9 protein-coding genes, 1 pseudogene and 2 riboswitches are annotated in these 16,323 nt (G+C 41.1%); of the genes and pseudogenes, 2 read left to right on the top strand and 8 right to left on the bottom strand.

Annotation, left to right across the window (positions count from 1 at the left end; translation table 11 throughout):
* Nucleotides 1-918: substrate-binding periplasmic protein (locus DWX32_RS20245; protein WP_243037606.1), on the bottom strand; the 918-nt coding region annotated here is incomplete at its 3' end.
* Between the two features lie 178 nt (nt 919-1,096).
* Nucleotides 1,097-1,291, bottom strand: a pseudogene (locus tag DWX32_RS15425) (sensor histidine kinase); the annotation flags it as partial.
* 63 nt (nt 1,292-1,354) lie between these two features.
* A riboswitch (cyclic di-GMP riboswitch) is annotated at nt 1,355-1,430 on the bottom strand.
* A gap of 202 nt (nt 1,431-1,632) precedes the next feature.
* Here DWX32_RS15425 and DWX32_RS15420 point away from each other — a divergent pair.
* Nucleotides 1,633-3,393, top strand: a complete 1,761-nt coding sequence (locus DWX32_RS15420; protein ID WP_118594524.1) for a diguanylate cyclase domain-containing protein — start codon at nt 1,633-1,635, stop codon at nt 3,391-3,393.
* A gap of 52 nt (nt 3,394-3,445) precedes the next feature.
* On the opposite strand, the gene DWX32_RS15415 is transcribed toward DWX32_RS15420, so the two are convergent.
* The 6 genes from DWX32_RS15415 to DWX32_RS15390 all read right to left on the bottom strand — a co-directional run bounded on the left by DWX32_RS15415 (nt 3,446) and on the right by DWX32_RS15390 (nt 15,472).
* Nucleotides 3,446-6,397, bottom strand: a complete 2,952-nt coding sequence (locus tag DWX32_RS15415; RefSeq protein ID WP_118594525.1) for a hybrid sensor histidine kinase/response regulator — start codon at nt 6,395-6,397, stop codon at nt 3,446-3,448.
* Nucleotides 6,398-6,402: 5 nt separating this feature from the next.
* Nucleotides 6,403-8,253, bottom strand: coding sequence for an ABC transporter substrate-binding protein (locus DWX32_RS15410; protein WP_118594526.1), 1,851 nt, complete (start codon nt 8,251-8,253; stop codon nt 6,403-6,405).
* Between the two features lie 55 nt (nt 8,254-8,308).
* On the bottom strand, nt 8,309-10,471 hold the full coding sequence (locus DWX32_RS15405; protein WP_118641133.1) for an ATP-binding protein: 2,163 nt from the start codon (nt 10,469-10,471) through the stop codon (nt 8,309-8,311).
* A complete protein-coding gene (locus DWX32_RS15400) occupies nt 10,455-11,270 on the bottom strand; it encodes a substrate-binding periplasmic protein (protein ID WP_118641135.1) in 816 nt (271 codons plus the stop codon). Before DWX32_RS15400 ends, DWX32_RS15405 begins: the two co-directional genes overlap by 17 nt.
* A 45-nt stretch (nt 11,271-11,315) precedes the next feature.
* On the bottom strand, nt 11,316-13,481 hold the full coding sequence (locus DWX32_RS15395) for an ATP-binding protein (RefSeq protein ID WP_118641137.1): 2,166 nt from the start codon (nt 13,479-13,481) through the stop codon (nt 11,316-11,318).
* 146 nt (nt 13,482-13,627) lie between these two features.
* Entirely contained in the window at nt 13,628-15,472 is a 1,845-nt protein-coding gene (locus tag DWX32_RS15390) for an ABC transporter substrate-binding protein (RefSeq protein WP_118594529.1), read from the bottom strand.
* A gap of 99 nt (nt 15,473-15,571) precedes the next feature.
* Nucleotides 15,572-15,647: riboswitch (cyclic di-GMP riboswitch) on the bottom strand.
* Between the two features lie 446 nt (nt 15,648-16,093).
* On the opposite strand from DWX32_RS15390, the gene DWX32_RS20920 reads away from it, so the two are divergent.
* Nucleotides 16,094-16,300, top strand: coding sequence for a helix-turn-helix domain-containing protein (locus tag DWX32_RS20920; RefSeq protein WP_118594530.1), 207 nt, complete (start codon nt 16,094-16,096; stop codon nt 16,298-16,300).
* Nucleotides 16,301-16,323 lie beyond the last annotated feature (23 nt).

Here is a 16,323-nt window from a genome sequence, read left to right as displayed (position 1 = left end):
CGGGATAATACCCTTCATCTCACCATTTTCATTATAAGAATATGGATAACGGGTCGGATCACACAGAACATGAAGCGGGTTGTCCTTGGAATACTGTGAAATAATACTTTTTTCTTTCTCCGTATATTCCAGATTCTTAGTTTCGATGCTTTCATAATTTTTATTATAAAGTGTCGTTTTCCAGTCACCCTCAACTGCATTCATCTGGCCGATTGCATAATTGATCTCATTCAGCAATTCTGTATTACCTTTTTTAACCATGACATAGAAATCGCTGCTGTCAAATTTATCCACGATACGCTCATTGTTTGTTTTTCTCATAGAAGTGGCAGCAATAGCATCAACATTTCCGCTCTGAAGAGCTTCCTCCATCTCTTCTGTCGTATCAAAATAAAATGGATCATATGTAAATCCTTTATTGCCTGCAAAATCCGCAAACTCTTTATCTCGTGAGCTTCCGTTCAAAAGTGCCACACGCATACCGTTGTAAGTACTGTAATTGCCATCCACAATCGTGCTGTTGTCACTGCGGACGGTCAGAATCCCATTATTGGTTCCGATCGGACGTGAAAAATCAAACTTTTCTTCTCTTTCCGGTGTTTTGCGGGGAGATGTTACCATATCAATCTCGCCATCTTCAAGCATCTGCTGCATATCATCCCAGCTCTTATCATATCCGACATATTCGTAATCTACATCCCAATAACGGGCCATCAGCCGAAGAAAATCATAGCCATACCCACTGCGGTTGCCTTCTTCATCCATCACATGATAACCATCCATGGCAAAGAAACCGACTTTGACAGTTTCATGCTGCGAACTGTCCTCGGCTGCATATGCAGTCTGGGGAGAAAATATCATACACACGCATACAAAAGCCAGTAATACTGCCACATATTTCTTTGCTCTCGAAATCATATTAAATCTCCTGTCTGTCTGTCTGTCTGTCTGTCTGTCTGTCTGTCTGTCAAATATATTTCTCTATACATCTCCTTGTCAACCTCCTGGTTTAATAAAATTGCACTACCGCATCAAATCCATTTGTCACTGTTCAGTGACCTGCGGTTCGGTCCCCCCCACCGGTCTTTATGCTTCTGAACTTGAAGACAGTTTTTCCTGCCTCAATCTTGCTCATATCCAGAACGTCATTGATAATTCCCAACAGATGCTGTGATGAAATATCTATTTTATCTGCATACTCTATAACTTTTGCTTTATTTCCTGCATCATGTCTGATCAAAGATGTGATACCAATGATTGCATTCATAGGTGTACGAGTATCATGCGACATTATTGTTACGTCTATGAAATAATACCGTAAAAAAGCACTGCCAGACAGACAGTGCACGTCATTTCATGCAACTGGCTGCCATTTTACAGGCCCTGTAGCTTTGCGTCCCAGACTTTCATCTGGTTTGCCGATTTCCTTATTATAGCTTTTAGACTTACGCAAAAAACTGATTTTATTATACTATAGTACTCTACTGTACACAAGAAAAACATTACCGTTTTAACGCCCAAAAACATATTGTCATTATACTGTCATTTTTTTAAAAACTTATTCCGTTTTTCAACTTCTATGATATAATGCTTTATTATAAAAACTCCAATGAATAAACTGAGGTGAACCAAGTGAAGAAAAAAACACTTGTGCCTCTTATTATTTTTTTACTGGGCATATGCCTTGTTGGTTTAATTGTATACAAAACAGACACCCATGAAAAAAATCAGAGACACATATTGGCACAATTAAACGCAACCACCTATGGTGAACGCATAAAGAATGAAATTGCAGATGGAATTGGAATTACAGATACTTTGGAACAGATCTTAATCAGTGAAAATGGCGAAATCCATCAGTTTGAGACGATTGCCGGGAATCTTATGTCTGATTCTATTGAAAGCGTGCAGCTCGCTCCTAATGGTGTTGTAACAGATATTTATCCGGCTGAAGGAAATGAGGCAGGTAAGATCGATCTGCTCCATGATAAAGACCGTAAAGAGATTTCCTGTTATGCAAGAGATAACCATGCAACCATTACGCAGGGGCCCTTCGAATTAAAACAGGGCGGTTATGGAATTGCAGTCCGCAATCCAGTCTACCTGAAAGATAAAAGCGGACAAGAGTATTTCTGGGGATTTACCATTGTTATCCTGCGTGTTCCGGATATTTTTTCAGATACAGTCAGTGCACTTTCAAATTTTGGATATGAATACAAAATTTTAAAAACAGACACTCCCTGGAGCGATACTTATAAAGTGGTTTATCAGTCAGATGGTCAAATAGATCATCCGATTTCTTACGCTTTTACAGTAGGGGATGGAACCTGGAAGCTTGAGGTAACTCCTAAAACCGGATGGAGAAATAACACACTACTGATAATTATCAGTGGTATGTTTCTTACTATAAGCCTTCTTCTGTCAGTACTTACCAGGGTATGGCTGGTAGCAAAAGAACACAAGAACAAATATAAAATACTGGCGCGCACAGATTCTCTTACAAATATTTATAATCGCTATGGATTTGATGAATTAGCAGAAAAAATAATTTCTAAAAATCCACAAACACATTTTGTGGCTGCGCTCCTTGATATTGATGACTTTAAGTTTATCAATGATATCTATGGCCATAGTTATGGAGACAAAGCATTAAAGAGTCTGGCAGACAGTATGAAAGCTTTTTTCCCATCCGATGCATTGCTTGGAAGAAATGGTGGTGACGAATTCTGCATTCTTTTACCAAATTGTACCTTTAAGGAAGCAGATAAACAGCTGCAGCAATTCACTAAGCTTCCAAAAACGTTTTCATATCACGGTAAAGAACTCGCATTTTATATATCTCTCGGATATGCAGAATATCCAACATTTGCAGCCAGCCCTTCACAGCTTATGCGCTGTGCAGATGCAGCTCTTTATGAAATAAAACTGCATGGAAAAAACGGATGTATGGCTTACAGAAAAGGTCTCCAGTCAGGAGTCCGCAAACAGCTTGGATTTGCACTGAAGGATATCTCTGAACACCTTCCAGGTGCATTTATCATATATAGAGCAGACAAAGAAGATGATGAGCTCTTTTATGCAAACCACGAATTTCTTCATATGACTGGTTATAAGAGCATGGATGAACTATTCAGGCTTACTCAAAAAAGGTTCCGCAATCTGATCCGACAAGATGAACAACAACAGATTGAAACAAGCATCTGGGAACAGATTGGCACAGGCAATGAAAATGACTATATTCACTTTCATCTTCGAAAAGCTGACGGAACTTATCTTTCCGTGCTTGATCATGGAAGAATCGTAGAAAGCCAACAATACGGAAAAGTATTTTATGTATTGTTCATGGATTGGGAAGATATGCATCTTCGTTACAGTGATAAATTTTCCGAATAAATAAAAAAAACTGCTAAAAAGTTGTGAACCGAACTTCTTAGCAGTTTTTTTACTAATCTACCAGATTGTTTTGTAACGTACTGATCAATTCCTCTATAACAATTGGCTTGGATAAGAAGCCATTCATACCACATTCCAGTGCTTTCTTTTTGTCTTCGTCAAAAGCATTGGCAGTCATGGCAAGGATGGTAATTCCCGCCAGCGCCGGATCCCTAAGGGCACGGATCTGCTTCGTGGCCTCATATCCGTTCATTACCGGCATCTGCACATCCATCAGCACCAGATCATAATTACATGGCTTCGAATTCTTAACTTTCTCCACTGCCTCTGCCCCATTTTCTGCAGTATCAACCATGAAGCCATATTCGTTAAGGATCTCCACCGCAATTTCACGGTTCAGTTCATTGTCTTCCACAAGCAGTATGCACCTGCCTCTGAAATCTGAGCTTGTCTCAGGAAGAACGGGATTCTCCTGCTCAGCCTGATTCTGGCCGATAGCAGCCATCAGGGTATCTCTGATATCTGACATAAAAAGAGGCTTCGCACAGAATGCAGTCACCCCTGCAGCCCTGGCTTCCACTTCGATGTCTGACCAGTCATAAGCAGTCAGGATAATGATCGGCGTATCATCACCAAGACTGCGGATCTGTCTGGTGACCTCAATGCCATTCATATCCGGCAGACGCCAGTCAATAATATAAGCATGGAATGCATCCCCAAGCTCCATAGACTGCCTTGCACGCAGAACAGCCTCCTTACCGGAAAGTGTCCATTCCGAACGCATTCCAACCTTCACAAGCATCTTTGTCACACTGTCACAGGTATTAAAATCGTCATCTACAACCAGAGCCTTAAGGCCCTCCAGCTCTGCAATCTTCTCTATACGGTGATTCTCAGGCTGAGTCCGAAATGGCAGACGGACAATAAATTCTGTGCCTTTCCCCTGCTCTGTCCGGACCTCAATGGTACCACCCATCATATCCACAATATTCTTGGTGATGGCCATGCCAAGTCCTGTGCCCTGGGTTCTGCTCACAGTGGAAGTCCGCTCCCGCTCAAAAGGAGAAAAGATCTTCTGTACAAATTCCTGACTCATGCCGATTCCATTATCCTTTACCCGGATCTCGTATAGTTCACTGCCTTTTACTGTCCCTGGATACTGTTTCAGCCGGACAGATACAGTTCCGCCTGCAGGAGTAAACTTGATTGCATTGGACAGCAGATTCAGCAGCACCTGATTCAAACGTGTCTTGTCGCAATAGACATCCTCATTGGTAACATCCATTGCATCCATATAAAGCTCCAGCTGTTTCGCATGGATCTGCCCGCTAATGATGGTCTTCAGATCATGAAGCACATCCGACAGACTGACCTCCGTTTCTTCCAGATGGATCTTTCCACTCTCAATCCGGCTCATATCCAGGATATCATTGATCAGTGAAAGCAGATGTTTACTGGAGGAAAGGATTTTGCTCAGATAATCTCTGACTTTTTTCTGATTATCAATATTACTTACAGCCAGTGTGGTAAAGCCGATGATCGCATTCATTGGTGTCCGGATATCGTGAGACATATTGGAAAGGAAAGTACTCTTAGCCCTGTTTGCTGTCTCCGCCGCACGGACTGCCTCAGAAAGTGCCTGATTCATTTTCCAGTCAGCAGTACGGTCTGACATAACCAGGATGTATTTCTTTTTCCCATTTACCTCACTGCCCATTGCAATATTATGGAACCCGCGTTTTTCCCCTGTTTTCTGATGAACATATTCAAAATCCCATTCTCTTTGTTCATTCACCTGGATTTCCTCAAAATAATTTTCCTCCGGATTTTCATGTTCCTCTGGATGCAGTTTTCCCAGAACACGAATATCTTTGCGAATCTGTTCTACCGTAATACCAAGCAGTTTTTCCGCATTTGGGCTTATATAGTCTGCCTGATATGTTTTTGCATCCAGCATCAGAAAAACGTCATCCACATTCATTGACAGCTTTTGAAAAAGCTCGTCTCTGTACCGGATCTGTGTGTCCTTTCTTCTAAGGCTTATCCTGTTTTTTTGAATAATAAGGCCGATAAAAAAGGCGGCAATACAGAACAAAACCGCAGCCACAAGAAGCATTGTACTACGCTGCAGACTGTTCATACTGGCATTGACAATATCCGCCTGTACAAGTCCCAGAAATACCCAGTCCTGAATATCTGATTTTTCATAGACCAGATAATAGTTTCTTTCATCCAGATTTACCAGCATCGCATCGGTGCGTCCCGCTTTAAACTTCTCCGAAAGCTCATTGATCTCTTTTTCAGACATATTGGAATGCTCTCTCAGAACACCAAAGAAATTGTACACATTCCCCCATGACTCAGAAGAATGATCGACCACAACACGGCCATCCGGATGAACAACAAAGCTCTGGGCATTTCCATTGAAAGCAGAAATGTCCAGCACATCTACGATATCAGAGTTTTCATAGGCAATGGCAATTGCATCATATTCAAATCCCTGATAAATTCCATGGGCCCTGGGAGTAGCAAAAACAAGCAGCTGAGACTTTCCGGGAACTGCTGCATTCGCTATCACATCATTTCCCTGCCGGATCTCCTCTTCAATGTTTTCCTGTAATCCAAGGTACCCGGTTTCCCCTGTCGCCATCTTGTAATCCCCGTCAGCTGACAGAAAAAAGAAATCTAAGAATCCGGCATCTTCCTGCGCTTTCTTTATATAATTACGAATTTCGTCTTCGCTGGAGGTATTCTGCAGATTCTCACCCCACATATGAAGATAGGTCAGATTCTTATCTGTCAGTTCTCTCAGCATGTTATCAGACTGATGAAAAACTTCCGTCAGATGAGAAACACTTTCCTCATAAACAGTTTTCGATACAAATCCAAAATATCGGAAAACCATCAGAACAATTCCCAGTAAAACAGCTGTAAAGACAGCTATCTGGAATGGTTTTCCCATGACAGGTTTCTTTCTGCCTTTATTATGATTCTTAATATCCATTCTTCTCACCTCAGAGTCATGTAGTCTTCAGGCTCTGCAAGAATGGCATCACCATCTGAAACATATCCTGTCCAGGTGTCTTTCACAAAGGTATCTTCTCCATCAAACACAATATTCTCATCTGCCGGATAAGCTTCCATGTGTTTAGATATCGCAAGGCAGGTTACCGTGAAAGTATCCTCGTCCTGAACTTTTTTTCCATCTTTTGTAACTTTGCTCAATATGTAACCATCATCTGTTTCTTTGACTTCCACGGAAATGCCGCTGACCACAGGCAGAGAGCCTCGGTTAAACGGAATAAATCCGCCCTCATAGCCTTCTACAAAATTTTTGACTGTCTCTTTCAGTTCTGCTCCGCTCATCTTGCTGCTGTAAGCCGAAAGACTATTTGGCATGATCATGTCTCCCGCCATTTTTTCTGTATAGCCGGCTTTCAGCACGTTTCCCGTAAAGCTGTTTCCGGTTGCAATCAGCACATCTGTTCCATAAATGCCACGCAGAGTGTTTGCCATAACAGAATATGCTTCATTACCTCCACTGCTGTGGAAACGACTGGAATAAGCCTTCTGTGAATCCAATACTATTTTCTCAGAAGTGGATTTCTCCTCAAGGAGCTGGGCATTAAATGACTGATAAGCCTGCCCTGCATCATATTCTCCTGAAATCATCTTAGACACCACATCCTTGGACACAGAGAAAAAGTCATTTGACGCAATACGGATATACATATGGTTTTCCTCTATCACAGGTTTCACATCTTTCATATATTGTGTAAGATGGAGTTCCACATCCTGACTGTAGCTTAACAGATCCTGTCCATCACTAATGATCCGGTTCTGCGCATCCTCCGAAAGCATTGTGTCCAACACCTTCATTGCTTTCTTTCGACGTGTCTCATCCTGTGTCAGATCTCGTTTTAAAGCCACCTGGAAATATGGCGTAGTCATAATCCACTTTTCACCGTTCTCCTGAAAGAATGGAAGAAACGTTGTGTTGATGCCCTGATCCTGAAACATTTTTACACCGGCAGAGCTGCCAAAGTACATGGCAAGCTTGCCACTTTGATACATTTCAACTATGTCATCATAATTCATATCCAGATCATCCTGACTCAGACCGGTATCCTGGATAAACTGTTCCATACGTTCAAAAGCCTGCGGCCAGACGGTACTATCCAGACCTTCTCGATTTGTATTATCCGGGTCACTGTAGGTGGTGCGCCACTTGCGTCCGTCTACAGAAGACAGCTCTGAAGCAGACAATCCCTGCAGTGTTTCCATACAGGTGTAATCATAATAATAGTCTGCAGTAAACCCACGGATTCCCACTTTGTCAAATGCCTGGCAGGCAGAGACAAAGCTTTCATAGTCTGTTGGCAACGGGATATCATATTTTTCAAAAAGATCCTTGTTCACTACAAAGCCATGGGCATCTGCACACACCGGAAGCCAGTTTACGCTTCCATCCTCGTTCATAAAATTGCTAAGGTATGTATCATAGACAGCGCCTGACGCATTGGTTGTGGAAAGATCCATCAGGCTGTCTTTCAAGGAACTTGCATCATGAAGTGAAAAGCGACAGCAGGTTATAATATCCGGCAATCCACCATTTTCATTCAGAAATCTGTAGAAATCAAGATCGTTGTTGCCTACAACAAATTCAACATTGATATCCGGGAGCTGTTTCTGGATGTATGGTGCATATTTTTCATACAGGCTTGTGCTCCATAAGTACACCGTGATTGTGTCTGCATCTTCTTTCTCTGCACTTTTACTGCCACATGCTGACAGTAGTGATACGGCTGTCACCATTGCCAAAAGTACAGCCAAAACTCTGTTCCATTTTATTTTTTTCATTACAAGTTCTCCTTCATTTGCCCTGTCAATATATCCAGCAATTCCTAATTTTTCATCACCCCACCAATTTATGAATTACTTTTATCAGTAATTCCACATCAACAGGCTTAGCAACATGTTCATCCATTCCTGCTTCTTTTGCTCTTATTCTGTCCTCCGTGAAGGCATTTGCTGTCATTGCAATGATCGGTACCTCCTTTGCTTCCTCTCTGTCCAGAGACCTGATCATCTTTGTGGCTTCATAACCATTCATTACCGGCATCATAATGTCCATAAGAATGACATCAAATTCACCGGGTTCACTTTTTCTGAACAGCTCAACCGCTTCCTGCCCATTCCATGCTTTGGTCACGTCCGCGCCCTCATTCTGAAGCATAAATTCAGCGATTTCCATATTCAGCTCATTATCTTCCGCCAGAAGAATATGCAATCCCTTTATAGATTTTTCGGATACATCCTTCTGTTCTTCACGTTTATCCGCATCCGGATCTATTTTAAATGGAACCCGGATCACAAATGTCGTCCCTACGCCTTTTTCACTTTCAAAAGTAATGGTTCCACCCATTTTCTCGACCAGCTTCCTTGCAATGGCCATTCCCAGTCCGGTTCCGACAAACTTTGTGCGGCTTCCCGTATATTCCTGTGCAAATGGTTCAAAAATATGTTTCTGGAACTCCTCAGTCATTCCGATTCCTGTATCCCGGCAGATAAATTCCATTGTCGTCATTCCTGGCTGTTCGGATGGGATTTCCATGCAGCTAAGATAAATATATCCATTTTCTCTGTTATATTTCACTGCATTGGACAGGATATTCATCATCACACGTTTTACATACCCCGGACTTCCAATAAGATCACGGTGTATGATTTCTTTTTTCTCCCATACAATCCGGATATTCTGTTCTGCAGCAATCTGTTCAATTACAACAAGCACTTCCTCAGAGATTTTGCTCAGATTAAATGGACTCTCTTCCAGAACAACTTCACCCGACTCCAGCTTACTCATGTCCAGAACATCATTTACCAGTTCCAGCAACAGATTGGATGCCGCTTTAACCTTTGTTCTGTATTCCTTCTGCTTCTCCATATCATCTGCATAATGGTCTGCCATATTGATCAAACCGTAGATTCCATTAATCGGAGTCCTGATATCGTGGCTCATACGATGAAGGAATTCTGTTTTTGCCTCATTGGCGGCTTCTGCCTTTTTTGCTGCTGTCAGAAGTTCTGCTTTATATTTTTCATCTTTTTCAAATTCTTGTTTCCGGTACGCCAGATTGGTTCTGTATGTCCAGAACCAGAATATGCCGGACATCAGAAAATAAAGAAAAATAACACCTATAACACTTAATGGAAGATTACAAAACACTTCCGTATCCGGAAGATATGCGTAGATATAATAATCACGCTGTTTCAGCATGATTCCATAACATCCAATTCCTTCCTTCCTAAAATGATAGATATGCTGACTGTCTGTATGCTTTTTCATTGCCTGAACAACTTCGTTGTCGGCTGTATTCTGTCCCAACAGGCTCTCATTATTGCTGGCAACAACGATTCCGTCGTCTGCAACGATAATCGTTCCATCTTTCTGGATACTATAACCATTTAAAAGCCCCTGTATCGTCAGCGTATAGTTTCTGGCAAATTCAGGAGATGTGTAATAATAGATTGCAACGATACCCGGTGCATCTTTTCTGGCGCAGGCTGCAATGTCAATAAAGGATCCATCTTCCCTGGTAAACCGTTCCGAATAGCTTCTTTCTTCATATCCGGCAAAATCCATGATAATTTCTTTTTGCAGATACTCCGTAATCTCATTAGCCAGAGACTCATCCATGCTGTATTCACAGTCCGTCTTTCCTTCTGCATCCAGTACAATGATACCATCCACCCATAGAGTCTGCAGGTTTTCCTTCAGGAAATCCCGGCTTAGCTGACCGCCGTTTTCTATTTCCATATCGATATTCGTACTCATCTGTCTGGCACTTTCAATGGCACGGAGAAGACTTTTGGATTCCGAAGATTCATTATAATGGGTGTAGGTGGAACACTGCACTTTGACATAATTTACAATCTCTACCATTCTTTTCTCTGCTTCCGCTTTCTCCGCATGAAAGAAATAAAACAGAGAGACTGCTGCCACACAGATTCCAATCAGACCACCGATCAGCTGGATTCGTTTTTCTCTTTTCATTCTCTTAATATCCAAGATCATCCACCTCCAGATACTTCTGGGGATCATCCAGATATTTTTCAATAATTTTCAGGGATGTGCCATCCTGCCGCATTTCTTCCAGAGTCTGGCTCATCTGCTCACAGATTCCTCTGTCATCATCTTTTGCAAAAGCAACACCTATCCCGGTGATCATCAAAGGTTCTTCCAGGATTCGAAAGCTTACGTCATAATCCTTCATATACTGGACAACAGATTCCTCATGCGCAGCGACTGCATCTACATATCCTTTCCCAAGAAATGTATAGATCAGCTCCCTGTGTCCCAGGCTGATCAGATTGCCCAGCTTTGGGATTCTCTCATCCGTCCGGTTCAGAAAGATACCTTCCGGTTTGGTCGTGGACTGAACAGCCAGGTTCTTTCCCTCCAGGTCACTCAGTTTATAGATATCACTATTCTCATTTACAGCGACCACCTGCCGGCTTGCTATATATGGTCCCGCCCAGCGGTAATCGTCAAGGCGTCCTTCCATGGAAAAGCAGCCCATGATACAGTCAATCTCTCCGCTCTCCACCAGTTCTTTTTTCTTCTCCCAGTTGATCTGGACAACCTCCACCTGATATCCCATTCTTTTGAAAGCTTCCGCAGCCAGTTCTACATCGATTCCCGTCGGTACACCATCCTCATTCAGATAATTGTATGGTGGATAGCTGTCGCTGCCGAGGGTAATAACAGGCTTTTCGGTTTTTTCTTTCGTGTTATCTGTGTTTTTACACCCCGCCAGGGTGACTGCTAAAATCCCTGCAAGCAGAATGCCTGCAATCACTCTTTTTCCTTTCATTTTCTATCTATCCCTAACTATCCTTTTCGATTCTTTTATGTCCGGTTACTTTCCATTTGTCACTGTTCCGTGACCTGCGGTTCGGTACCCCCCCCCGCCGGATTTTATGCTTCTAATCGTCTTTTCCAGTACCTTCATCTCAACCGGTTTTGAAACATGTGCATTCATACCGGCTGCCAGAGAATGCTGAATGTCCTCTGAGAATGCATTGGCAGTCATGGCAATGATCGGTATCGTCTTTGCCAGTTCATGGGAACTTCTGCGGATTGCCCTCGTCGCCTCATAGCCATTCATAACAGGCATCTGCACATCCATCAGGATCATGTCATAATCACCTGGAGCAGACTGCTCAAATGCCTTCAAAATCTCTTCACCATTTTCACAGATGGTACATTCCGCACCTGCTATCTTTAACAGTTCCGTCAGGATCTCTGCGTTCAACTCATTATCCTCTGCACACAGGAATTTCATTCCCTGCAGGATATTACCATCCTGCTCATCTGTTTCTTCTTGTGTCACCAGAGCAACTGTTCTATCCTCTGCAATTTTCAGATCCATGAGAACCTCAAAACAGCTTCCCTGTCCCAATTCACTCTCCACATCAATGGTACCTCCCATTGCCTCAACCAGATTCTTAGTAATCGCCATTCCAAGTCCGGTTCCCTGTATTTTATTTGTAAGGGAACTTTCCGCACGGGTAAACGCATCAAAAATTGTATCCTTGAAATCTGCCGACATTCCCATACCATTATCGCTAACTAAGAAACGGTACTTTGCATAGACAGATGACTTTGTCTCACATTCTTCTACAAAGAACTGAATTTCCCCACCTTCCTGGGTATACTTCACTGCATTGGAAAGCAGGTTGCTGAAAATCTGTATCAGGTGAACCTGATCCCCATTCACCCACTCATGTTGAATATTTTCTTTTATGATTGTAAGGGTCTGCTGCTTTTCATATATTTGAGTATGAAATATAGTGTCAAGTTCCTGTACAAGATCCAGAATAGAAAAGTCAGAATACTTGAATACTGTTTTTCCCGCCTCAATCTTGCTCATATCCAGAACGTCATTGATAATTCCCAACAGATGCTGCGATGAAATATCTATTTTATCTGCATACTCTATAACTTTTGCTTTATTACCTGCTTCATGTCTGATCAAAGATGTGATACCAATGATTGCATTCATAGGTGTGCGAATATCATGTGACATATTAGACAGGAAATCCGTTTTCGCCTTATTTGCATTTTCAGCTGTCTGTAAAGCCTCTGTTGCAACGTTCTTTGCCTTTTTCAGTTTTTGATTGACTACTTCCATTTCCTTCATTGTTTGTAAATGAAGTTCATTATTTCTTTTTTCATATTCTGCTTTTTGATCTGCAAGACTAAGTCTGGAAATACTGTAGAATAATCCGGCAAAAAGTAAAAGTATAAAACCTGCCATGAGTATTGTTGTAAACAACACCGTTTTCTGGTAATCCATCAGCACATTGTCCACAACTCCCTTGGCCACAATGCACACCAAAATGGTGTTGTTGCTTTCTATCGGGCAATACCCCAGATAATAGGGGTTCTGTTTTCCCAAAAGTGCAACTCCGGATTCTCTGTTATCAAACTTCTTTTTGAACAAATCAGCCTCTTCTTCTGTAATAGCCTGTTCCCCTTTTAAATGTTTTAACAAAGAATAATTACGCAGGTATTTATCTCCACTCTGGTTCGTATACGTAATATTTCCGTCATGATCCAGCATGAACAAATATGCTTTTCCATGATAACCTTTCAATTTTAACATGGAATCCAGTTTCGAATGATCATACACAGTTCCAATTGCCGTATAAGTTTCTCCATTGATCGTGTATTCCTGACATGGAATCGCAACCAGATAACCGTCTTTTTTCTTCTGATCATAATCAAGACGCACCAGTTTTCCAATATTGTATCCGTTCTTTAAGTCCAGCAGAAGTTTACTTGGCATATCAATCCGCATTTTTGTTCCACCTGCTGATATTGCCTGACCATTTTCCTGAAGGAATATAAGAGTACTTTCCGATTCTTTTTCCCATGCTTCAAAGAAATTTTTGTTCGTATCCGTTTCAAGAGACAGTTCCCTCTCATGAAGTAAGAATTCCTCAACCAACTGCAGCTGGCTGTAGTATCCACTCACCTGAAGATCATAGGTCTGCTGTATCTGTTCAACAACAGCTCCCATACTGCTTTTTCCATTTTCGCTGATATACTTATTAGACTTACTTATAAGATACTTGATACAAACTAAGCTTAAAAGAATCATAAGTAGTATAAGCAACAGCCTTGTTATTTTTTTTCTTTTGTTTACCTTTTGTTCTATCTCCACTTTTACTGTTCAACCTCTATATAGTCTTCCGGTGCTGACGGCTGCTGTCCATTTGACATTGCTTCGGTCCATGCACTTGATAATGTTGTATCTTTAAGCTGCTCAATCTCACATTTCAGATTTATTTTTTTCAAAACAGACATTGTGGTGTCTGTAAGAAGAATCGAGTATTCCTTTTCTTTGTCTATTTTCTTATCATTAACTGTTAAGTCCTTTAACGAAAATCCACTTTCCTCTTGATTGACGATCATTTTCATACCGGATGCAATTGGTAATTCGTATTTATTGGTTACGTAAAAATTCTCATCAGCATCAGCAAGATAATTTTCCACGAGTTCATAAACCTGTTTACCATTGATTTTTGCAACATATAATGGTGTATCTGAACTCTTCGCTGTCATCATGCCAACCCGGCTGCTGGTGCATTCTCCTTTGTACATAGAAGAAGTGAAATAATAATATGGTGCCAGAGCCAGCTGTGCATCATTTTCTTCTCTGATCGTAGTTAAAATGGAAGATGCTGCATCACGGCCATTTCTATCGTTCAGTGAAATGGAATATTCATTTTCAAAATTCACCGTTGCTTTTTCTTCTGGATCTTTACGATTCATTACACTGCGAAAAGTATCATAAGCCTGTATTTCATCCATTTCCCCTGACAGTAATCCGTGAACAGCCTCAAGACTTGCATCAAATGATTTTTGGGCGGAATATCGGATATAAACAGCATTATTATTAATTTCCTCTTCCAGTCCAGGCACATCCTGCATCATGGTTGGAACATCTGTATTCAATGAAATAACACCGCTTCCATCCGCAATCAGCTTTTGCCCCTCTTCTGAAATCATACAATCCAGCACATCCAGCGCAGTATCCAGTTTCTCCCGGTCTTTTTCCAGGTTTTTGTTAAATGCAATGTTTAAGGACGGAGTCATGTACACATAGGATTCATCCGATGTCTGTGAAAAGTAAGGAATACGGATCAGCTCCGCATCCATCTGTTTCTGCAGCTGCTGCATAACCGTCGGATGTCCATGAAACATTGCTGATTTTCCTTCGACAAACATCTGGGTTCCTGTATTGATATCAATATTGATATCTTCTTTACCAAAATGCGAGTCCTTAAGAAACTGACTGGTTTCTGAAAAAATACGTTTCCATAATACATCATCAAACTTTACTTCATCCGCTGCAGTCTCTGCACCGTTTCGCCATTCAATACCATCCAGGCTTGTAAACTCACCGATTGCTGCAGCCTGGATGATTTCATTATTAGACCAGTCTTCACCAAGATCCATGGAATACGGTTTTATGCCATTATCATAAAACTGCTGACATGCCTGTACATATTCCTCATAATTTTCTGGAATCTTTACGCCATACTGATCAAACAGTGTTTTGTTGGCAATGATCGTCTGCGGAATACCACAGATTGGCAGCCACTGGATTTCATCCTCCGCATTCTTATAATATTGCACCGCATAAGAATAATACTTGGAAACAACATCATAAGAAGCAAAATCCATAAGATAAGGCTGTAAGTCCTGTGCATCTGTTCCAGAAAATCGACGTACTGTTATAATATCCGGTAATTCATCATGTTCTTTAAAATAACTGTATAAATCGGTATCATTGTTACCTATAATAAATTCAATATCCTGATCTGGAAACTGTTCATGGATATAGGGTGCAATATTTTTCATCAAACGATTTTCCCACAGATAAACGGTAAGATGATCATCATTTATAGATACTTCTTTCTTTGACTGTCCACATCCAGACAAGACAGCAGATGCTACAAGTACACCTGACACCACTGCTATCAGACAACGTTTTGCCTTTTTCATACTTTTATTTTCCTCATTCTTTCCTGATAAAATCATTATTGTTACGTCTATGAAATAACACCGTAAAAAAGCACCGTCAGACAGACAGTGCACCTCATTTTATGCAACTGGCTGCCATTTTAAAGGCCCTGTAGCTTTGCGTCCCAGACTTTCATCTGGTTTGCCAATTTCCTTATTATAGCTTTAATCTTATGTAAAAAACTGATTTTATTATACTTTAGTGTTCTACTATACACAAGAAAAAAATTAACATTTTAACGTTCAAAAACAAAAAAAGAACAGCCGATACATATACTCGAACTGTTCTCTTACTTCCGAAGTCCACGCAGCATTGACATTACTGTTTCCTGCTCATTTGTACTCAGATCATTCCATATCCCTAGAACTTCTTTCTGTTTTTCTGTCAGATTCTCTGAATTATCTTCTCGAAAAAACTGCGATAATGTCACGCCCAAAGCTACACATATTTTTTCAAGTGTGATCAGCGACGGCAGGTTTTCCTGCTCTGGTTCATATGGTACTTACAATTCCACGTTGTATGTGATAAACTATTATTGTCCATTTAGACTACCTTTACAATCCTTTTTACAGCAAGTATACTTATTATATCGAAAAAATAATATGAAAATATCTGCAGAAATTATTAAGATATTGCCAAAACATAGAAAACAAATCACGGAGATAACAGAAACCACACTTCCCATCAGACAGATCGTCCTGCAGACCGGCTTCAGCCAGCAGTCCTATTTCGGAAAATGTTTCCGTGAAAAAATGAACTGCTCCCCACGGGAATACCGCAAGAACAGAACCGAATGCCGCTTTGTATAAAATGGCATCCGGTTCTGTTCTTT

Origin of the sequence: Blautia sp. AF19-13LB (genome assembly GCF_003479105.1) — a bacterium.
GTDB classification, from domain to species: Bacteria; Bacillota; Clostridia; order Lachnospirales; family Lachnospiraceae; genus Fusicatenibacter; species Fusicatenibacter saccharivorans.
The sequence above is the reverse complement of the archived record's forward strand: the minus strand, read 5'-3'. Positions and strand labels throughout refer to the sequence as shown.

Excerpts from the sequence above, each read along its gene's own strand:
- DWX32_RS15415 (WP_118594525.1), bottom strand. The coding sequence starts at position 6,397 with ATGGATATTAAGAATCATAATAAAGGCAGAAAGAAACCTGTCATGGGA.
- DWX32_RS15410 (WP_118594526.1), bottom strand. The coding sequence starts at position 8,253 with ATGAAAAAAATAAAATGGAACAGAGTTTTGGCTGTACTTTTGGCAATG.
- DWX32_RS15405 (WP_118641133.1), bottom strand. The coding sequence starts at position 10,471 with ATGATCTTGGATATTAAGAGAATGAAAAGAGAAAAACGAATCCAGCTG.
- DWX32_RS15400 (WP_118641135.1), bottom strand. The coding sequence starts at position 11,270 with ATGAAAGGAAAAAGAGTGATTGCAGGCATTCTGCTTGCAGGGATTTTA.
- DWX32_RS15395 (WP_118641137.1), bottom strand. The coding sequence starts at position 13,481 with ATGGGAGCTGTTGTTGAACAGATACAGCAGACCTATGATCTTCAGGTG.
- DWX32_RS15390 (WP_118594529.1), bottom strand. The coding sequence starts at position 15,472 with ATGAAAAAGGCAAAACGTTGTCTGATAGCAGTGGTGTCAGGTGTACTT.
- DWX32_RS20920 (WP_118594530.1), top strand. The coding sequence starts at position 16,094 with ATGAAAATATCTGCAGAAATTATTAAGATATTGCCAAAACATAGAAAA.